The organism is Aeromonas salmonicida subsp. salmonicida (genome assembly GCF_001643305.1).
In the GTDB taxonomy this organism is placed as follows: domain Bacteria; phylum Pseudomonadota; class Gammaproteobacteria; order Enterobacterales; family Aeromonadaceae; genus Aeromonas; species Aeromonas salmonicida.
In genome coordinates, this window is record NZ_LSGW01000078.1 from 47,862 (window position 1) to 66,110 (window position 18,249).

The following is an 18,249-nucleotide window of genomic DNA, read 5'->3' on the forward strand; positions in this document are numbered from 1 at the left end:
CCAAGCCAAGATGCACAGCTGATGGAAACTCCAAAAACAAAGGGGGAGGCCAAGCTCCCCCCTGTCACATTACTTGCTGACGATTTGCAGCGGTACCGGGATGGATTTTTCTACCGGCTGCCCCTTGAGTACCTTGTCGGCGGTTTCCACGCCGATGGCACCGATCAGGGCCGGTTGCTGCGCTACTGTGGCGGCCAGTTTGCCACGGGAAACGGCGGCCTTGCCATCATCAGTGCCGTCTAAGCCGACGATCATCACCTCTTTGCCGGCAGCCTGTACGGCGCGGATGGCACCCAGCGCCATTTCGTCGTTCTGGGCAAACACGGCTTGCACGCCCGGGTGCGCGGCCAGCAGGTTTTCCATGACGTTCAGCCCCTTGGTGCGGTCAAAGTCGGCAGGCTGGGAGGCCAGCACTTCCAGCTTGTTGGCAGCCACGGCCAAGGCAAAACCTTCGCCACGGTCACGGGCGGCGGAGGTACCTGCGATCCCCTCGAGCTGGATCACCTTGGCGCCAGCGCCCAGTTTCTGGGTGATGAAGTCGCCAGCCAGCTTGCCGCCAGCCACGTTGTCGGAGGCAATGTGGGCTTTGACCTCACCTTGTGCAGCACCGCGATCCAGGGTCAGCACAGGGATGTTGGCCTTGTTGGCCAGGCGGATGGCATTGCCAACGGCCTCGGAGTCGGTCGGGTTGATCAGGATGGCGTTGACCTTGCGCACTGTGAGATCTTCCACGTTGGAGAGCTCCTTTGCCGGGTCATTCTGGGAGTCCAGTACCACCAGTTCATAACCAAGCTCCTTGGCTTTGGCTTCGGCTTCGGCCCCTTCTTTCATGGTGACGAAGAAAGGGTTGTTGAGGGTGGAGACCACCATCGCCAGGGTCTGATCGGCGGCCTGGGCGGTGCCCAGCACAGACATGATGGCGGCAGCGAGCAGGGTATTGAGCTTTTTCATCATTTCATTCCTTGTGTGTGTGGCATGGCTTAGGTTGTTATCGATTGCTTTTGTTATCGACCATCACGGCGAGCAAAATGACGCTGGCCTTGGCGATCATCTGGTAATAGGACGAGACGTCGAGCAGGTTGAGGGCGTTGTTCAGGAAGCCGATGATGAGGGCCCCTATCAAGGTCCCCATGATGCGACCCTTGCCCCCCATCAGGCTGGTACCACCCAGCACAACGGCGGCGATGGCGTCCAGCTCGTAGCCCATACCAGCCGTAGGCTGAGCAGAGGAGAGGCGGGAGGTGACAATGAGGCCAGCCAGCGCCGACAGCATGCCACACAGACCATATACGGCGAGTTTGACCCTGGCCACATTGATGCCGGAGAGGCGGGTGGCAGATTCGTTGCCGCCCAGGGCATAGATGTAACGGCCCAGACGTGTGTGGTTGAGCAGGTACCAGGCCAGCAGGAAGACGATGGCCATCAGCCAGATGGGCACAGGCAGACCAAGCAGGTAACCGGTACCGAGCCTGGCGAAGTGATCGGATCCCTCGCTAAAACCGGTGGAGATGGGGCGCCCCTCGGTATAGACCATGGTCACGCCGCGCAGGGCTGTCATGGTGACCAGGGTGGCGATGAATGCCTGCACCTTGCCCTTGGCAATGATGAGGCCGCTGATGCCGCCGAGCAGGGCACCGGCCCCCAGGGTCAGTGGCACCACCAGCGCTATGGGCAGCTCCATCGCTACCATGGTGGCTGCCAGAGCGCCGCACAGGGCCAGTACAGAGCCGACAGACAGATCGATGCCAGCGGTGAGGATGACCAGCGTCATGCCGACCGCCATGATGGCGTTGACCGACGTCTGGCGCAGTATGTTGAGCAGGTTGTCGGCGGTGAAGAAGTTGGGGCTCAGAAAGGAGACCACGCCAATCAACACCAGCAGGGCGACCAGGGATTTGTTCTCAATCCACCAGGCCTTGCTCATGATGCCGCGGCGGGAAAGGGTTTGGGTTGTCATTGAAAGGCCTCTTGCTCTGATTGCCACTGTTTACCGACTGCCGCCGCCATCAGTTTCTCCTGATTGGCGTCCGCGGACATGAATTCTGCGCTGATGCGCCCTTCGTGCATCACCATGATGCGATCGCTCATGCCGAGCACTTCCGGCATCTCGGAGGAGACCAGGATGATGCTCATCCCCTCCTGCTTGAACTGGTTGATGAGCTGGTAGATCTCTTTCTTGGCCCCCACGTCGACGCCGCGGGTCGGCTCATCCAGGATCAATACCTTGGGCTTGGTCAGCAGCCCCTTGGCGATGGCCACCTTCTGCTGGTTGCCACCGGAGAGCAGCTTTATCAGCTGATCCTGACTCGGGGTCTTGATGTTGAACAGGCGCACATAGTCGCTCACTGCCTGGCGCTCGGCCTTGCCGTCGATCTTGCCGCCGCGGATGAACTCATCGAGGGCGCACAGGCTCATGTTTTCCCGCACCGAGAGTTCCAGCACCAGCCCATCCCCCTTGCGATCTTCGGAGATATAGGCGATGCCGACGGCCAGCCCATCGGCAGGGGTGCGTGGCACCATGACCTTGCCATCGACCTCGACAGCGCCGGCGCTGATGGGACTGGCCCCGTAGATAAGTTTCATCAGCTCGGTACGGCCTGAGCCCATCAGGCCACTGAAGCCCAGTATCTCCCCCTGACGCAGGGAGAAGCTCACCCCGCGCACACCCGGGCCAGCCAGATCTTTGACTTGCAGGCTGACAGGACCCAGTTCCCGATGCAGGCGCGGGTACTGCTCTTCCAGCCGCCGACCGACCATCATCTCGATGATCCTGTCTTCATCGAGATCGCTCACTGCTTTCTCGCCGATCCACTTGCCGTCACGCAGCACGGTAACCCGGTCGCAGATCTGGAAGATCTCCTTGAGGCGATGGGAGATATAGACGATGCCGCAGTTCGCGGATCACGGTGAACAGTTGCTCTGTTTCGGTGTCGGTCAGGGCATCTGTGGGCTCATCCATGATGATGACGCTGGCATCGAACGAGAGGGCCTTGGCAATTTCCACCATCTGCTGTTCACCAATCGACAGCTCTCCGAGCCGGGTATCCGGACCATGCTTGACGCCGAGACGACCGAGCAGGCTGCTGGCGCGCTCGCGCAACTGCTTGTGGTCAATGCTGCCAAAACGGGTACGCGGTTCGCGGCCAAGGAAGATGTTGGCGGCAATGGAGAGCTCCGGCAGCAGGTTCAGCTCCTGGTGGATGATGCTGATGCCCTGATCCTGGGAGTCGCGGGGACCCTTGAAGTGCACAGGCTGGCCGCGGTAACTGACGCTGCCCGCGTCGGCTTGATAGATGCCGGTCAGCACTTTCATCAGGGTGGATTTGCCGGCGCCATTCTCGCCGAGCAAGGCCATCACCTGGCCCGGGTAAACCTTGAGTCCTGCCTCATCGAGGGCGCGGACACCGGGAAAGGTCTTGACGATCCCGGTCAGCTCCAGAATGGGCGAGGGGGGCGTGTCAACGCTCCCGGTGAGCCCCGAAAGGGGGGAGGGAGTTGTGCTCATTGCAGCTTCCTTGAAGAGGCTTAAAACGCCACGCCGGCGCAGAGAATGAGGTTGGCATAGGGCGTTATTTCGCCGCTGCGTACTATCGCCTTGCTCTGGCGGGAGCGGGTCTTGAACTCCTCATGCAGGCAATATTCGATGGCAATGGGTTTGCCTTGCTCGAGCGAGTGGGTCTCGATCTGATCGAGCAGGGCTTGATGGGTGTCAGGGCTGATCAGCTTTATCTCGCTGGCCATAATCACTTTTTCCACCACAAGATCCGTCAGTAGCGCTTTCAGCACTGTCTGCAGGTTGGGGGTGCCCGCCATCAGCGCCAGATCGATGCGCTCCGGCCCCGCCGGAATGGGTAATCCCGCATCGCACACTGTGATCTCGTCGGTGTGGCCCATCTGTGCCACCAGGGCACTCAAGGGAGCATTGAGCAGTACGCCTCGTTTCATAACAGCACCTCGGCAGACTTGCGTCTGCGTATCTGATGTTTATCAAGGCAACCGGTTACGCAACCGGTTGCGTCATGAGGTAAACGATAGGCGCTAAGGCACGCTTGATCCACAGGGAGATGGCAGAAATGTGAAAACGATCTCAATGCCGGGGGGGAAAAGGATGAAAAGAGGTGCCAGACAGCGTACAGGCACCCATATGCAGAGGATTGAAGGAGAGAGGGATCAGAGGGCGAGGGCCTGCTGCACGCCGGGGCGTGTGAGCATCTGTTGATAGTGGGCTGCTACCCTGGGGAACTCGCTGATGGCCACCCCATCGCTCTCGAGCCAGCCGGCGACCACGAACAGGTAAATGTCGGCAAGGCTGAAGCGCTCCCCCAGCACCCAGGGGCCGCCCAGATAGTGGCGTTCAATTTCGGCAAAACCATCGCGCATGTTTTGCGGCACCTTGGCCTGCATGGCGGCGACAGCCTGTTCATCATCGGCCCAACGGCTGCCGCGGCGTCCGTGGGCATGGGAGACATGTACGGTGGAGGCAAGGAAGCTGTTGACCTCCTGCATGCGGGCCAGCAGGAAAGGGTCATCCAACGGGGCAAGCAGGGCATCGGGAAAGCGCTGCGCCACATAGAGCAGCAGTGCCGGGGTTTCAGTCAGCACGCCGCGCTCGGTAACAAGCGCCGGCACCCGGCCTTTGGGATTGATGGCGAGATAGGCGGCAGAGCGCTGCTCCCCCGCCACCAGATCAAGTCGCTTGACCTGATGGTGGGCCTGGGCCTCGGTCAGCGCTATGTGTACGGCCATGGCGCAAGTGCCAGGGGCGAGATACAGGGTCAAATCAGACATGCATGTCTCCTTGTGAAGTGTGTCTTCCTCGCGTCGCCCGGATGGGAAAGGGCGGAGGCAGTCAGCAAATGCGGTATATCTGTTGGCATCCTACGCCCATCACAACGGCGGGCCAAGGCGGGAAAGGAAGGAAAGGAAGGAGGTGAACCGGTCTGCGCTTATGAAATCAAAGGCTTTCCCACCAGCAGATAAGGGGAAAAACGGCTACGCATACCGGGTCAAATCGCTATAATGTGCCCCCTGAATAGTGTTTTTCTGATGTTGGATAGTCCATTGAGTAATAAAATGCGGATCGGTGGTTCCCTCGAGCAATCCCTGAGTCAGGGATATCGCCTCGACCTCAAGGGGGTACTGCAAGAGAGTTGGCAACAGACGCGCCGTACCGGTTTTGGCCTGCTGCTGGCCATAGTAGGGGTTACCTCCATCTGGATGTTGCTGAGCAATACCCTGCTGGCGCCTTACGTCAATCAGGAAGGGGGGATGGATATTGCCCTGGTGCTGAGTCTGCTCATCACCATCATGATGGCCCCAATGACCTCGTCCCTCGACATGCTGGGATTGCAGCAATCGGTCGGCGTCCGTGCCCGTCCGAGCCAGGTATTCGATTTCTTTCGCCACTTCCTGCGCCTCGGCAGCCTGAGCCTGCTGGGCAGCATGATCACCAGCTTGTTCGGTCCCCTGTTTGAACTGGTGGGCTTGCCGGTGATGCTGGCGTTCATACCGTCTGCGCTGATCGGCATGGGGCTGGTGTTTACCGTGCCGCTGGTGCTGGAACGCGGCTTGTCACCGGTGCAGGCCATTCTGGTGTCGCTCAAGTTGTTTGTTCGCGGCTGGCCCAGCATAGTGCTGCTGCACGGTGTCATGCTGGCGCTGTTTTTCCTGGCGCTGCTCCCCATGGGTCTGGGGCTTATCTGGGTGGCTCCTCTCTACTTCAACTGCAAGGGGATCCTCTATCGGGATCTGTGTGGGGTCGCGGTAGAAGTGACCGAAGTGAGCGAAGGTCCCGATCATTTCAGCGCTTGACCGGCGTATGCAGTGCCAAGAGATGGCACACCAAGATTTCAACGCATGACGAGTGCGTGATGCAAAAGGATGGCACATGAAGATGGCTCGACATGGCGTAGCGGCAAGCTTGCTGCTGTTGCCCACCCTGGGGTTGGCACAGCCTTCACTGGATCTGCAATACAGTACTTTCTACAGCCAGATGAAGACCTTTGCCAAGGGGGAGTTTGGCCATGCCAGATTGGGGTTTTATCTGACAGATCAACAAAATGGACAGCGTTGCCTGCTTACCTCGGCCCGGGTTTCTACCCTGGATCGGGACGTGGCTGCTGAGGTGACGGTAGACAGCGAGCTGCGGCTGCCCTACGACGATGATCTCAATCTGGACAAGGCGACCGTGGTGGTGGGCTTGACCGAGGCACACGCAGCCTGCGATCTCTCGGTGCAGGTGATGGCCGATGCACCGCCCGTGTCAGGTAGCCAGTGGGAGCTCAAGGTGGCCGAAGTAGCCGAGCGCCAGCAGGATATGCAGGCCCTGCTGAGCAAGCTGGCCGGCATGGTCGGCAAGTATTTCCTGCCCGAGATGGCGGGTGTGCGGGTGACACTGGTGCAACCGGCTGGCACTGCCTATCTGGTTGATGGCGCCCGCCAGCTGCCACTCTCCTGGCAAGAGGGGCAGTTGCTGCTGAGCAACGCACAACTGGCAGACTTCGCCGCGGGCAAGCTGCAACTGAAGGGGGACATACTGCGACTGACCCCCTGGTTGCACAAGGGCTGAGCAAGCGTCACGCCAGAAAGATAAAAAGGAGCGCCAGGCGCTCCTTTTTCGTTGCAGATTTCGTTACCGATTTTGCAGTGCCTAGCGCACTTCAATCACATCCAGCACGTCCATCTCGTCGATGTTCAGCAAGGGGGCTGTCGGCAGTTCGGGCGGATCAAATGCCTTGTCGCCGCCATCTATGATGCCGGAGTCACGGTTGATGCTCTTGAAGTCGAACAGCTTGTGATCAAGCAGGTGGCTCGGGATCACGTCCTGAATGGCGGTGAACATGGTTTCGATACGACCCGGGAAGCGGCGATCCCAATCCTGCATCATCTGCTTGATGGCCTGACGCTGCAGGTTCTCCTGCGAGCCGCACAGGTTGCAGGGGATGATAGGGAAGGCCTTGACCTCGGCGTAACGTACCAGGTCTTTCTCCTTGCAGTAGGCCAGCGGGCGGATCACCACGTTCTTGCCATCATCGCTCACCAGTTTGGGCGGCATGGACTTGAGCTTGCCGCCGTAGAACATGTTGAGGAACAGGGTCTCAAGGATGTCATCCCTGTGATGGCCGAGGGCAATCTTGGTGCAGCCCAGCTCTTGCGCCGTGCGATAGAGAATACCTCGACGCAGGCGGGAGCAGAGGGCGCAGGTGGTTTTGCCTTCCGGTACCTTGTCCTTGACGATGGAATAGGTATCTTCTTCGACGATCTTGAAGTCAACGCCCAGGGTCGCCAGGTACTCAGGCAGCACATGCTCGGGGAAGCCCGGTTGCTTCTGATCCAGGTTGACGGCCACCAGATCAAAATGGATGGGGGCGCTTGCCTTCAGGCTCATCAGGATGTCGAGCATGGCAAAGCTGTCTTTGCCGCCGGACAGGCACACCATGATCTTGTCGCCCTCTTCAATCATGTTGAAGTCGGCGATGGCCTGACCTACGTTGCGCCGCAGGCGCTTTTGCAGTTTGTTGAAACTGTATTTATCTTTGGCGTTCAGCTCTTCTAGCATGCTCGTAAAACCCGGGACACAAATAAGCGCGTTATTATAGCCATGTCCCGGGGGAGGGCAAGGTGCCAGGATGAAAGGCGCCTTATGATTGACGACGCCGGCTGTCTACCGGGCAGCTGTAATCGTCGGGTTTGAGGATCAGGATGTCGCAGGAGAGCCTGTCCACCACATGTTCAGCGGTATTGCCGAGCAGGGCGGCAGAGAGGCCGGTGCGACCGACACACCCCATGATCATCAGGGTGGCTTGCAGGTCGTCAGCCAGGTCGGGCAACACCTCTTCCGGCAATCCTTCCGCCACCCGGGTCCACAGATGGCCTATGCCATATTTGTCGGCATGGCTCAGCAGCAGGCTCTCATGGTGTTTGCGAATAGCCTCGTTGTAAGCATTGGGGTCGAACTCCGGCAACTCTATGGCCACATTGACCGGGGTTCCGGGATAGGTATTGACCAGATACAGGTTGGAGCCGAGCAACTCGGCGATGCCAATGCCTTCCTCCGTGATCCGTTCGTTCAGCACTTTCTGATCCTGATCGTCGCTGGAGCAGTTGATGGCCGCAATGATGTTGCCACCCCGTTGCCAGTGGCCCTCTTTGACCAGCAGGACAGGGCAGGGGCACTTGCGCAGCAGATGCCAGTCGGTCGGAGTAAAGATGAAGGTTTGCAGGAAGGAGTGATGATGGGTCGCTTTGACCACCAGATCGTGGCGATTCTCCAGTACTTCCTGAATGACACACTCGAAGGGACGATTGTGCCAGACTACCTTGACCTCGTAGTCCAGTCCCTTGGCACGGTAGGGTTTGAGAATGTCGTCTAGCCATTCACGACGCTGAGCGATCACGCCGTGGCGCATCTCTTCCCGTTCATCCACCGACAGCATGGCGGTCATTTCGTATGAGAAGTCATAAATAGTGAGTAACAGGGTCAGTTGAGCGCCTTCATCGAGCTCAGCTACTTTGACCGCACGTTCGAGGGCAACTTGCCGCTCTTCTTCCGGGTTGATAACAACCAGAATTTTTCGGTACTTGACCATGTTCTCTTCCTCCTTGGCAAAAATACCAATGATGACAGACCTTTAGCCATTACAGCTTAGCTCAGGAGGAGGCTGGGGGACATGTGCCGGATCAAATTTCAGACTAAACCGATCCGGCAACGAGGGCAGACAGAGGGGAAATTAACCGCAGGCAGGACGGGGGGCGCCAGCCATGACGCCGAGGGCCATCTGATCCAGCACGGTAATGTATTTGCCTTTGACGCTGATGAGGCCGGACTTCTGAAAACGGCCAAGCAGACGGCTGATAGTCTCCACCGTGAGGCCGAGATAGTTACCGATATCACCCCGGGTCATGGAGAGGCGGAATTCCTTTGCGGAGAAGCCGCGCTCGGAGAAACGCACCGACAGATTGTGCAGGAAGGCGGCAAGGCGCTCTTCCGCATTCTTCTTGGAGAGCAGCAGTATCATCTCCTGATCGCCCATGATTTCGTTGCTCATCAGTCGCATGATTTGCTGGCGCAACTTGGGCATCTTGCCGGAGAGATCGTCGAGTACGTCGAACGGGATCTCGCACACCATGGCCGTTTCCAGCGCCTGGGCAAAGGACGGATGCGCATGCTTGTGAATGGCATCAAAGCCAACCAAGTCCCCTGCGAGGTGAAAAGCGGTGATCTGCTCGTCACCCTGTTCTGTGATGGTGTATGACTTGATGGTCCCGGAACGGATCGCATAGAGCGACTTCAGCTCATCGCCGGCTTTGAACAGCTCCTCACCCTTCTGGATCGGCTTCTTGCGCTCAATGATGCTGTCGAGCTGATCGAGTTCACTGTCGTTCAGAGTGAAGGGAATACAGAGCTGGCTGATGCTGCAATCCTGGCAATGAATTGCACAGCCACCGCTCTGAATACGTCTGCCAGGTTTCTTTTCCGGGATCATAGGCTCATACGAATAATTGATTTATATCAAACAAGTTTACCATCAACTCATCTATTTTGGATAGGGTTTCAAAAGGACGCTATCCCGACCCAGAGGGTATGCAGCCCATATGCAATGAGCAAAACAGCCCCGCCTTGACGCAAACTGCGCAAGGTCAGCCAGTAGCGCAGCCGGTCCGCCAGTCCCCCCAGTGCAAAGAGTGTCGGCAGGGTTCCCATGCCAAAGCAGAGCATGATCAGTGCCCCGCCACTGGCAGAGCCAGCTGCGGCACTCCAGGTCAGCATGGAGTAAACCAGACCGCAGGGCAGCCAGCCCCATATCATGCCGAAAGGGAACGCCTGCCAGGCCGAAGTGAAGGGAAGAAACTTGGCTGCCAGCGGCTTGATCCGTGGCCAGAGTCGGGCACCGATCCGCTCGAGCAGCAGTATGCCTTGCCACCAGCCGGCAAGGTACAGGCCGAGCGCTATCATCAAGAGCGCCGCCATCAGCCGCAATCCGGCGATGGCATGTTTGCCTGCACCGAGCTCGCTGGTGGTGGCCAGCAGCCCGCCTACCAGAGCGCCAGCGATGACATAGCTGAGGATCCGCCCCAGGTTGTAGTTGAGGAGATAGCCAAGTCGGCCCCAAAAGTGCTGTTTCTCGGGGGGAATGGCCATGGAGAGGGCGGCCGAGACGCCACCACACATGCCGATGCAGTGGCCAGAGCCAGCGAGCCCCACCAGCAGGGCCCCTACCAGATCAAGGCTGGCGGTCATCGGACTTGGACTCGATGGGTTTCTGGGCAGGTTTGTCTTCATCAAACAGTATGTTGGATCCCTGGCGGTCGAGATCTTCAAACTGCTCGGAGCGAATGGCCCAAAAGAAGACGGCGCCTGCGATGATGACAAACAGGATGGCGATGGGGATCAGGACGAAGATGATGTTCATGATGCAAGCCTTGCTATGAGAGTGGTCATGGTAAACCAGTTACCGGCCAGGATCCCTCTTCATTCAATATGTGTTGGCGCGCTCATATTCGCATGAGCACGCCGTCTTCACGGTTCAGCGATTGAGCCTCATGGAGTTGGTGACCACGATGAGGGAGCTCAAGGACATGCCAGCTGCCGCCAGATAGGGGGGTAACCAGCCGCTGGCCGCCAGCGGCAACACCAGCAAGTTGTAGCCGATGGACCAGGCGAAGTTCTCCTTGATGATCTTGCGAGTGCGGATGGCCAGGGTGCGGGCGTCCAGCAGGCGCGACAGGTCATCGGCCAGCAGGATGGCATCTGCGCTGTTTTTCGCAAGATCCGTGCCGCCCGCCATGGCAAAAGAGGCGTGGGCTCCAGCCAGTACGGGGGCATCGTTGATGCCGTCACCCACCATGATGCTGATATCACCTTGGGCTTCGCGCGCCTTGAGGTAGGCCAGCTTGCCATCCGGGGTGACACCTTTTACCAGCTCATCCACTCCAAGCTCGCGGGCCACTTCGTCGGCCTGGGCAGAGCTGTCACCGGTGAGAATGGTGGTCTGCAAACCGGCGGCCTTGAAGGCCTGGAGCAGGGCCCTGGCATCCGGGCGCAGTGTATCGGCCAGGATAAAGCGGGCCAGCACTCGGGATTCATCCGCCAGATAGATGGCAAGGCCCTGGCTGGCGGTGTGCTCTGTGGGCAGAGCCAGCCAGCGGGCGCTGCCGATGCGATAATGCTTGCCTGCCACACACCCCTCAATACCGTGGCCGATGACTGGGACCACCTCGCTTGCAGGCAGCAAGACGTCGTCGGCCGCGGTGCTTTTAAACGCGCGGGCGATGGGGTGCTCGGAATAGGCTTCCAGTGCCCGTGCGATGGCGAGGCATTGATCTTCGCTCAGCTCCGCCAGCGCCGTTGTGCTGGTCAGGCTGATATTGCCCGTGGTCAGGGTGCCGGTCTTGTCCATCACTATCCGGTTGGCCTTGGTCAGCACGTCCAGCACATGGCCGCGACGCAACAAAATACCGGAGCGAGTGAGGCGGGCGGTGGCCGAGGTGAGGGCGGTCGGCGTGGCCAGCGACAGGGCGCAGGGACAGGTGGCGACCAGCACGGCCAGGGTGACCCAGAAGGCTTGCTCCGGTTGATGGAAGTGCCAGAAGGTCCACACTGCTGCGGCAATGATCAGCAGCACCAGGATGAAGTGACGGGAGAGCACATCCGCCATCTGGGCGATGGCTGGCTTGTCGTCGAGGGCGTGATCCTGCAGCCGCATTATCTGGGCGATGCGTGACTCTTCGATGCGATGGCTGACCCTGATCTGGAGCGGTGCATCCGTGTTGATGGTGCCGGCATAGACGCTGTCGCCCACCTGCTTGAGCAGTGGCAGTTGCTCGCCGGTCAGCATGGATTCGTTGAGGCTGGCCTGTCCCTCGACAATGATGCCGTCCGCCGGCAGGGTTGCACCGGCCAGCACCCGTACTCTATCCCCCACCTGCAAGGTCTTGGCCGCCACCTCGTGCTCACCCTCCTCATCAATGCGGGTGGCCATGATGGGCACTAGCCGTGCCAGGTTGGAGCTGGACTCGGACGCCTTGCGCCGGGCTCTCAACTCAAGAAAACGTCCCAGCAGCAAGAAGAAGACAAACATGGTGATGGAGTCGTAATAGACCTCACCTGTGTTGAAGACGGTGGCCCACATGGAGGCGACGAAGGCGCCGATCAGTGCCAGCGACACCGACACGTCCATGGAGAGGTGGCCCTGTTTCAGGCTGCGCCATGCCCCCACGTAAAAGGGCTGGGCCGAATAGATCATGATGGGGGTCGAGAGCAAGAGGCTGATCCACTTGAAGTAGACCATGAACTCATCCTCGACACTGATGAAGAGATCCATGTAGAGCGCCACGGCGCACATCATCACCTGCATGGACCCCAGGCCCGCCAGCGCCAGCCGGAACATGTAGTTGCGCACTTCTTTGGCGTAAATAGCCTCTTGGGTGTGGGTCTGGAAGGGGTAGGCACGGTAGCCTATCTTGGCGAATCCCTTGAGAATGTCGCTTAACGAAAGCTGGTCCGGATCCCACATGATGCGGGCGCGGTGAGTAGTGGTGTTGACATTGATGTAGTGCAGACCGGCAAGGCCGGTCAGATGGCGCTCGATAAGCCAGGCACAGGCGGCGCACGTAAGCCCCTCAACGCTGAGCTGGATCTCTCGCACCCTGTGGCTGCCCGTGCCGCTGTTGGTGACAAAATCCTGTTGCACTTCGGCAAGATCATAATGGGTGAGGGCCGCCAGCTCTTCGGGCACCAGTTCTCCCCTAGTACCGGGCGCTGTGCGGTGATCGTAATAGCTGGAGAGACCGCACTCCATGATGGTTTCTGCCACGGCCTGACAGCCCGGGCAGCACATGGGTTCCACTATGCCCTTTATCTCGAGGGCATAGTGGCTGGCGGCGGGAACCGGCTCGCCGCAATGAAAGCAAGCCTTCATGGTGTGTTACCCCGGGGGATGGCGAGCAGGGCACCTCGACTGTTGGCGGCAACCGGCTCGCCACAGTAAAAACCGCCTGTCATGACTTAACGCCCTTTGGGATCGAGTTCGACGGAGGCTGTGGTCGGGAGCTGGACTGTCTCTTGCAACCGCCACTCATGGTCGAAGGCATCGACCCGTATATGCCACTTGCCACTCAAGGGCTGGTCGAGCAACAGACGATAAACGCCGCTGGCGTCAGCAGTCACCATGTGTTCGCTGTCCATGCCGGCCAGGGTCGGGTGAAACAGGGAGAGGTAGAGGGCCTGACGGGGTGGGATCTCTCCTGAGAGGGGCTTGAGAGTCAGCTCGTTGCCGTTCACTTCCAGCGCAATGCGGATATTGAGCGCTTCGGATCGATCGAACTTGCTCAAGTCCTGATTAATCTCTTTGCCTTGTTTGTAATAATCTTCTGCGACCAGATTGACCCCATCCTTGCTGGCGATGATTGCCGTGCTGATGCCGGCAATCACGGCGGCGGCCGGGAGGGCGATGATAAACCAGGGCCAAAATTGGCGATACCAGGGTTGGGACATAGTGCTACTACCGTGAAACCTGTGATTAACGAAATAGAGGGGATTTAGCCAACACAAGATAACAAAAAGCCTCGAAGAGTCGAGGCTTTTTGCTGAGTAATCACGTGCTTATCACATGTTACTGCTGATTTTACTTGTCGGTGTGAGACAAGCTGTAAACGTAGGAGGCAAGCAGGTGCACCTTGTCTTCACCCAGAATATCCTGCCAGGCTGGCATCACACCGTGACGACCGTGGGTGATGGTCTGCTCGACCACCTGACGGGAACCGCCGTACAGCCAGATGTTGTTGGTCAAGTCCGGGGCACCGAAGGCGATCCCTCCCTTGGCATCCGGACCATGACAAGCGGCGCAGACGGCAAAGCGGGCTTCCCCTTTCTTGGCTTCCACCAGGTCAACCTTACGACCAGACAGACCCAGCACGTAGGAGGCCACTTCCTTGACGCCATCTTTGCCCAGTATCTCGCCCCAGGCAGCCATCACACCCTGACGACCGCCCATGATGGTGGTCTTGATCTGGGCTGGCTCTCCGCCCCATTGCCATTCGCTGTCGGTCAGGTTCGGGAAACCGCGACCGCCGCGGGCATCGGAGCCGTGGCACTGGGAACAGTTCTGCAGAAACAGGCGCTGTCCGACTTTCAGTGCTTCCGGATCCTTGGCGATCTCAGTGATATCTTTGTAAGTCTTGCCGTCTGTCTGATAGGTCAGCTCGCGGAACTTGGCGCCGTAGATCTCGTCAGCCTTGAGCAGCTCACGGTCATACTCCACCGCACGTCCTTCAGCCTTGGCAGAGGCTGCCGCCGCCTTGGACTCCGCCAGGGAGCGAACATCCTGATTGGAGCTCTGCCAGCCCAGCAGACCCTTCCAGTTGCCCAGGCCCGGGAAGGCCAGCAGGTAGACCAGGCCGGTGACGATGAAGAAGATGAACATATAGGTCCACCACTTCGGCAGCGGATTGTTGATCTCTTCGATGCCGTCGAAGGCGTGTCCCATGGACTTACCTTCCTCTACACCCATCTTGTCCCGCAGGCACCACACCAGCAGCAAGAAGCAGCCGAGAATGGTTCCCAGACTTATGACGGTCACAAAAATGCTAAACAAAGTGCTCATTATTGTTTCGCTCCTGCGTTCTTGTTATCAGCACCGGGTTGCTCGTCATCGGCAAAAACCAGGTTGGCTGCCTCGTCGAAAGAGGCCTTGCGGCGTTTGCTGTATGCCCAGACGATGATGCCGATCATGATGGCCATCAACAGCAGGGTATAAAGGCCGCGAAATGTGCCGTAATCCATATCCTGACTCCTTATTTCAGGGCATGACCCAGTGATTGCAGATAGGCTACCAGCGCATCGAGCTCTGTCTTGCCCTTCACGGCGTCGCCTGCACCTTGCACGTCGGCCTCTGTGTAGGGCACGCCAAAGTGATCACGGAACAGGGCCAGCTTTTTGCCGGTCAGTTCACCTGTCATCACAGTGGTATCGAGCCAGGGGTAGCCAGGCATGTTGGACTCAGGCACCACATCGCGCGGGTTGATGAGGTGAGCACGGTGCCAGTCGTCAGAGTAACGACCGCCCACACGGGCCAGGTCCGGACCCGTACGCTTGGAGCCCCACAGGAAGGGGTGCTCCCACACACTTTCACCCGCGACCGAGTAGTGACCGTAACGCTCGGTTTCGGCCCGGAACGGACGGATCATCTGGCTGTGGCAGTTGGTACAGCCTTCGCGAATGAAGATGTCGCGTCCTTCCATCTGCAGGGCAGTGTAAGGTTTGAGGCCCTCCACCGGCTCAGTGGTCTGTTTCTGGAAGAACAGCGGGGTGATTTCAACCAGCCCCCCCAAGCTGATGGCAAAGATGATGCCGACCACCAGCATGGGTACGCTTTTTTCAAATATCTCGTGACGGTTATTGTTGCTCATGCTTAGACCTCTTCAATCATGCGGGCTGGGCGACAGGTTCCAGGGAACCCTTGGGCGCAGAGATGGTGCGGTAGGCGTTGTAGGCCATCAGCAACATACCGGTGACAAAGAAGCAGCCACCCAGGAAGCGCACGAAGTAGAAGGGATAAGAGGCCTGCAACGCTTCCACGAAGCTGTAGGTCAGGGTGCCGTCATCGTTGACTGCACGCCACATCAGTCCCTGCATCACGCCGGAAATCCACATGGCAACGATGTAGAGTACTGTCCCCACGGTCGCCAGCCAGAAGTGCACGTTGATAAGGCGAATGCTGTACATGCGGCCCTGATCGAACAGGTTCGGGATCAGGTGATATATGGCGCCGATGGATACCATGGCAACCCAACCCAGGGCACCAGAGTGAACGTGGCCCACTGTCCAGTCGGTGTAGTGGGAGAGGGCATTGACTGTCTTGATCGCCATCATGGGGCCTTCGAAGGTGGACATGCCGTAGAACGACAGGGACACGATCAGGAAGCGCAGAATGGGGTCATAACGCAGTTTGTGCCAGGCACCGGACAGGGTCATGATGCCGTTGATCATGCCACCCCAGGAGGGAACGAACAGGATCAGGGACATCACCATGCCCAGAGACTGAGCCCAGTCAGGCAGTGCGGTGTAGTGCAGGTGGTGAGGACCGGCCCAGATATAGAGGGAGATCAGCGCCCAGAAGTGCACTATGGAGAGACGGTAGGAGTAAACCGGACGTCCCGCCTGCTTGGGCACGAAGTAGTACATCATGCCAAGGAAACCGGCTGTCAGCAGGAAGCCAACCGCGTTGTGGCCATACCACCACTGCACCATGGCATCCATGGCACCGGAATACATGGAGTAGGACTTCATGCCGGAAAGCGGCACTTCCATGTTATTGACGATGTGCAGCACGGCAACCGTGATGATGAAGGCGCCGAAGAACCAGTTCGCCACATAGATATGGGAGGTGGTGCGCTTGACCAGGGTGCCGAAGAAGACAACGGCATAGGCAACCCAGACCACTGTGATGGCGATGTCGATAGGCCATTCCAGCTCTGCGTACTCCTTGGCGGAGGTGAATCCCATCGGCAGCGAAATGGCGGCAGAGAGGATAATCGCCTGCCAGCCCCAGAACACGAAGGAGGCAAGCTTGCCTCCAAACAGTCTGACCTGACAGGTGCGTTGCACCACATAGAAGGAGGTCGCCATCAGTGCGCTACAGCCAAATGCGAAGATAACCGCATTGGTGTGCAGAGGGCGCAGGCGGCTGTAAGTCAGCCAGGGAGTGTCGAAGTTGAGGGCAGGCCAGATCAGCTGGGCTGCTATCAGTACGCCAACCGACATGCCGACAATTCCCCAGACAATTGTCATGACGGTGAACTGGCGAACAACGGTGTAGTTGTACTCAGGATGGTTAGTTATATGGCTCATCGTTGTATTCCGCTTCCGATGCTGCTGTTGTTTGATTTTTGTGTCCAGTGACATGGACCGACATCATTGGCTACTGCCCTGCCTCTTGTTAACAACTGTTAATGAAAGGAAAAGCAAAAAGTAGCTAAATGAAAATTCAATGGGAATGATACTGAACCGACAGGTAAAATAACAGTATAAACAGTGATATATTTGGCTCCGTCGGGTCCCGCCTGCTTAATAAATTACCTTGCGCGAGATCACGAAAATGTCATTTTTCAGGCATCTTAAAAGGTTGTTTTTTCATGAAAGAGAGACTCACTTCACGCAAAATTGTCCACTTGGCGATCGTCCTGGCTATTTTGCTCGGATTGGTTGCCTATCGAACCTGGTTTGGCGGGGGGCAGGCCCAGGTGGCGGGATCAGAAAAAGATCAAATCTGCGATCTGTCTCACACCTCATGCAGCACGGTTCTTGGTGACAAACCCTTGACCGTCAGTATCGCGTCGCTGCCGGTACAGGCTGAACATGACTTCATGATACTGCTTCAGGGCGGGGATCCGGGGATCAAACCGGTAAAAGCCTGGCTGGAGGGACGGGACATGTTCATGGGCACCATACCGCTCAGTTTCGAGTCCACAAGCACTGGCTGGCAGGGGACGACCATGGTGGGATCCTGTACCTCGGCGATGATGATCTGGCAGCTCAATATCGAGTGGAGCAATGGCCAGCGCCAGCAGCTGGCGCTCTCGGTTGCCCGCTAAATCCTCTTCTTTAATAAGAAGAGGATGGGGTTGAAGTGAAAATTGATTTGAAATTTTCAGGCAGGGCGTTACCTTGCACAGATTATCAAGGAGTGAAGTTCATTTAATCATGATTGAAAAACAAGCATTTTATCGCGGACTCAACCAGCAAGCGCAGGCGCTGCTGGAAGGGGAGCCGGACCTCATTGCCAATCTGGCCAATCTCTCCGCCTTGCTGGCACTGGAGCTGACCGACATCAACTGGGTGGGTTTCTACCTGTTGCAGGGAGATACTCTGGTGCTCGGGCCCTTCCAGGGCAAACCGGCCTGCGTGCGTATTCCGGTCGGGCGTGGGGTATGCGGCACTGCGGTTGCTGAGGGTAAAACCCAGCTCATTGACGATGTGCATCAATTTGAAGGGCATATCGCTTGTGATGGTGCCAGCAATGCCGAAATCGTGATCCCGGTGCGCCGTGGTGGCGAGATCATCGGCGTGCTCGATATCGACAGTCCAATTTTTAACCGTTTTGATGAGAAAGACCGGATTGGACTCGAAGAAACGGTGCAAATATTGGAAAGCATGCTCTAAGTCATTGCTAGATGGTTCGCAAAAGGCCCCAAGCTCTCTATAATGGGGCCTTTGTTGTGTTGTGCTCGGGCGTACCCGCGCGTTTATAT

General features: G+C 58.1%; 19 protein-coding genes and 1 pseudogene. 4 read left to right on the forward strand and 16 right to left on the reverse strand.

Annotated features, from left to right (window positions below):
• Positions 1-69: 69 nt before the first annotated feature.
• The 5 genes and pseudogenes from rbsB to AXW79_RS14500 form a co-directional block, all read right to left on the reverse strand.
• The gene (rbsB, locus tag AXW79_RS14480) at positions 70-951 is read right to left on the reverse strand and encodes a ribose ABC transporter substrate-binding protein RbsB (RefSeq protein WP_005315573.1); all 882 of its coding nucleotides are present in this window, start codon (positions 949-951) and stop codon (positions 70-72) included.
• A gap of 37 nt (positions 952-988) precedes the next feature.
• The gene (gene rbsC / locus AXW79_RS14485) at positions 989-1,957 is read right to left on the reverse strand and encodes a ribose ABC transporter permease (RefSeq protein WP_005315574.1); all 969 of its coding nucleotides are present in this window, start codon (positions 1,955-1,957) and stop codon (positions 989-991) included.
• Positions 1,954-3,505 (reverse strand): annotated as a pseudogene (gene rbsA / locus AXW79_RS14490) (ribose ABC transporter ATP-binding protein RbsA). Before rbsA ends, rbsC begins: the two are co-directional and overlap by 4 nt.
• A 20-nt stretch (positions 3,506-3,525) precedes the next feature.
• Positions 3,526-3,945 (reverse strand): D-ribose pyranase, encoded by a 420-nt coding sequence (rbsD, locus tag AXW79_RS14495; RefSeq protein ID WP_005315575.1) that lies wholly within the window; start codon positions 3,943-3,945, stop codon positions 3,526-3,528.
• Between the two features lie 225 nt (positions 3,946-4,170).
• Positions 4,171-4,788, reverse strand: a complete 618-nt coding sequence (locus tag AXW79_RS14500) for a glutathione S-transferase family protein (RefSeq protein ID WP_005315576.1) — start codon at positions 4,786-4,788, stop codon at positions 4,171-4,173.
• 285 nt (positions 4,789-5,073) lie between these two features.
• Between AXW79_RS14500 and AXW79_RS14505 the strand changes: the two genes are divergently transcribed.
• Entirely contained in the window at positions 5,074-5,811 is a 738-nt protein-coding gene (locus AXW79_RS14505) for a hypothetical protein (RefSeq protein WP_005315577.1), read from the forward strand.
• A gap of 76 nt (positions 5,812-5,887) precedes the next feature.
• A complete protein-coding gene (locus tag AXW79_RS14510; RefSeq protein ID WP_005315579.1) occupies positions 5,888-6,568 on the forward strand; it encodes a DUF2987 domain-containing protein in 681 nt (226 codons plus the stop codon).
• Between the two features lie 81 nt (positions 6,569-6,649).
• Here AXW79_RS14510 and ttcA read toward each other — a convergent pair whose 3' ends face one another.
• The 11 genes from ttcA to ccoN all read right to left on the reverse strand — a co-directional run bounded on the left by ttcA (position 6,650) and on the right by ccoN (position 16,849).
• A complete protein-coding gene (gene ttcA, locus AXW79_RS14515) occupies positions 6,650-7,558 on the reverse strand; it encodes a tRNA 2-thiocytidine(32) synthetase TtcA (RefSeq protein ID WP_005315582.1) in 909 nt (302 codons plus the stop codon).
• 82 nt (positions 7,559-7,640) lie between these two features.
• Positions 7,641-8,588, reverse strand: a complete 948-nt coding sequence (uspE, locus tag AXW79_RS14520) for a universal stress protein UspE (protein ID WP_005315586.1) — start codon at positions 8,586-8,588, stop codon at positions 7,641-7,643.
• A 141-nt stretch (positions 8,589-8,729) separates the two neighbouring features.
• Positions 8,730-9,485 (reverse strand): FNR family transcription factor, encoded by a 756-nt coding sequence (locus AXW79_RS14525; protein WP_005315591.1) that lies wholly within the window; start codon positions 9,483-9,485, stop codon positions 8,730-8,732.
• A 68-nt stretch (positions 9,486-9,553) separates the two neighbouring features.
• Positions 9,554-10,240, reverse strand: a complete 687-nt coding sequence (locus AXW79_RS14530; protein ID WP_005315594.1) for a sulfite exporter TauE/SafE family protein — start codon at positions 10,238-10,240, stop codon at positions 9,554-9,556.
• Positions 10,224-10,412 (reverse strand): cbb3-type cytochrome oxidase assembly protein CcoS, encoded by a 189-nt coding sequence (ccoS, locus tag AXW79_RS14535; protein WP_005315597.1) that lies wholly within the window; start codon positions 10,410-10,412, stop codon positions 10,224-10,226. Before ccoS ends, AXW79_RS14530 begins: the two co-directional genes overlap by 17 nt.
• A 114-nt stretch (positions 10,413-10,526) precedes the next feature.
• The gene (locus tag AXW79_RS14540) at positions 10,527-12,920 is read right to left on the reverse strand and encodes a heavy metal translocating P-type ATPase (RefSeq protein ID WP_005315601.1); all 2,394 of its coding nucleotides are present in this window, start codon (positions 12,918-12,920) and stop codon (positions 10,527-10,529) included.
• An 86-nt stretch (positions 12,921-13,006) separates the two neighbouring features.
• Positions 13,007-13,495 carry a FixH family protein gene (locus AXW79_RS14545; protein WP_005315604.1) on the reverse strand — a complete coding sequence of 163 codons (489 nt, stop codon included), beginning with the start codon at positions 13,493-13,495 and terminating at the stop codon, positions 13,007-13,009.
• A 130-nt stretch (positions 13,496-13,625) separates the two neighbouring features.
• Positions 13,626-14,603: a cytochrome-c oxidase, cbb3-type subunit III gene (ccoP, locus tag AXW79_RS14550; RefSeq protein WP_005315607.1), complete on the reverse strand. Its 978-nt coding sequence runs from the start codon at positions 14,601-14,603 to the stop codon at positions 13,626-13,628.
• Entirely contained in the window at positions 14,603-14,782 is a 180-nt protein-coding gene (locus AXW79_RS14555) for a CcoQ/FixQ family Cbb3-type cytochrome c oxidase assembly chaperone (protein WP_005315611.1), read from the reverse strand. The genes ccoP and AXW79_RS14555 overlap by 1 nt, the downstream gene beginning before the upstream one ends.
• Before the next feature lie 11 nt (positions 14,783-14,793).
• Complete coding sequence (ccoO, locus tag AXW79_RS14560) at positions 14,794-15,408, reverse strand: cytochrome-c oxidase, cbb3-type subunit II (protein WP_005315614.1); 615 nt, start codon at positions 15,406-15,408, stop codon at positions 14,794-14,796.
• Between the two features lie 16 nt (positions 15,409-15,424).
• Complete coding sequence (gene ccoN / locus AXW79_RS14565) at positions 15,425-16,849, reverse strand: cytochrome-c oxidase, cbb3-type subunit I (RefSeq protein ID WP_005315616.1); 1,425 nt, start codon at positions 16,847-16,849, stop codon at positions 15,425-15,427.
• 284 nt (positions 16,850-17,133) lie between these two features.
• Here ccoN and AXW79_RS14570 point away from each other — a divergent pair, with 284 nt between their 5' ends.
• Positions 17,134-17,592, forward strand: coding sequence for a hypothetical protein (locus AXW79_RS14570; protein WP_005315624.1), 459 nt, complete (start codon positions 17,134-17,136; stop codon positions 17,590-17,592).
• 109 nt (positions 17,593-17,701) lie between these two features.
• A complete protein-coding gene (locus tag AXW79_RS14575) occupies positions 17,702-18,160 on the forward strand; it encodes a GAF domain-containing protein (protein ID WP_005315627.1) in 459 nt (152 codons plus the stop codon).
• Positions 18,161-18,249 lie beyond the last annotated feature (89 nt).

What these genes read in the sequence shown, in the direction of transcription:
- rbsB (WP_005315573.1), bottom strand. Translation starts at nt 951, where the DNA reads ATGAAAAAGCTCAATACCCTGCTCGCTGCCGCCATCATGTCTGTGCTG.
- rbsC (WP_005315574.1), bottom strand. Translation starts at nt 1,957, where the DNA reads ATGACAACCCAAACCCTTTCCCGCCGCGGCATCATGAGCAAGGCCTGG.
- rbsD (WP_005315575.1), bottom strand. Translation starts at nt 3,945, where the DNA reads ATGAAACGAGGCGTACTGCTCAATGCTCCCTTGAGTGCCCTGGTGGCA.
- AXW79_RS14500 (WP_005315576.1), bottom strand. Translation starts at nt 4,788, where the DNA reads ATGTCTGATTTGACCCTGTATCTCGCCCCTGGCACTTGCGCCATGGCC.
- AXW79_RS14505 (WP_005315577.1), top strand. Translation starts at nt 5,074, where the DNA reads ATGCGGATCGGTGGTTCCCTCGAGCAATCCCTGAGTCAGGGATATCGC.
- AXW79_RS14510 (WP_005315579.1), top strand. Translation starts at nt 5,888, where the DNA reads ATGAAGATGGCTCGACATGGCGTAGCGGCAAGCTTGCTGCTGTTGCCC.
- ttcA (WP_005315582.1), bottom strand. Translation starts at nt 7,558, where the DNA reads ATGCTAGAAGAGCTGAACGCCAAAGATAAATACAGTTTCAACAAACTG.
- uspE (WP_005315586.1), bottom strand. Translation starts at nt 8,588, where the DNA reads ATGGTCAAGTACCGAAAAATTCTGGTTGTTATCAACCCGGAAGAAGAG.
- AXW79_RS14525 (WP_005315591.1), bottom strand. Translation starts at nt 9,485, where the DNA reads ATGATCCCGGAAAAGAAACCTGGCAGACGTATTCAGAGCGGTGGCTGT.
- AXW79_RS14530 (WP_005315594.1), bottom strand. Translation starts at nt 10,240, where the DNA reads ATGACCGCCAGCCTTGATCTGGTAGGGGCCCTGCTGGTGGGGCTCGCT.
- ccoS (WP_005315597.1), bottom strand. Translation starts at nt 10,412, where the DNA reads ATGAACATCATCTTCGTCCTGATCCCCATCGCCATCCTGTTTGTCATC.
- AXW79_RS14540 (WP_005315601.1), bottom strand. Translation starts at nt 12,920, where the DNA reads ATGAAGGCTTGCTTTCATTGCGGCGAGCCGGTTCCCGCCGCCAGCCAC.
- AXW79_RS14545 (WP_005315604.1), bottom strand. Translation starts at nt 13,495, where the DNA reads ATGTCCCAACCCTGGTATCGCCAATTTTGGCCCTGGTTTATCATCGCC.
- ccoP (WP_005315607.1), bottom strand. Translation starts at nt 14,603, where the DNA reads ATGAGCACTTTGTTTAGCATTTTTGTGACCGTCATAAGTCTGGGAACC.
- AXW79_RS14555 (WP_005315611.1), bottom strand. Translation starts at nt 14,782, where the DNA reads ATGGATTACGGCACATTTCGCGGCCTTTATACCCTGCTGTTGATGGCC.
- ccoO (WP_005315614.1), bottom strand. Translation starts at nt 15,408, where the DNA reads ATGAGCAACAATAACCGTCACGAGATATTTGAAAAAAGCGTACCCATG.
- ccoN (WP_005315616.1), bottom strand. Translation starts at nt 16,849, where the DNA reads ATGAGCCATATAACTAACCATCCTGAGTACAACTACACCGTTGTTCGC.
- AXW79_RS14570 (WP_005315624.1), top strand. Translation starts at nt 17,134, where the DNA reads ATGAAAGAGAGACTCACTTCACGCAAAATTGTCCACTTGGCGATCGTC.
- AXW79_RS14575 (WP_005315627.1), top strand. Translation starts at nt 17,702, where the DNA reads ATGATTGAAAAACAAGCATTTTATCGCGGACTCAACCAGCAAGCGCAG.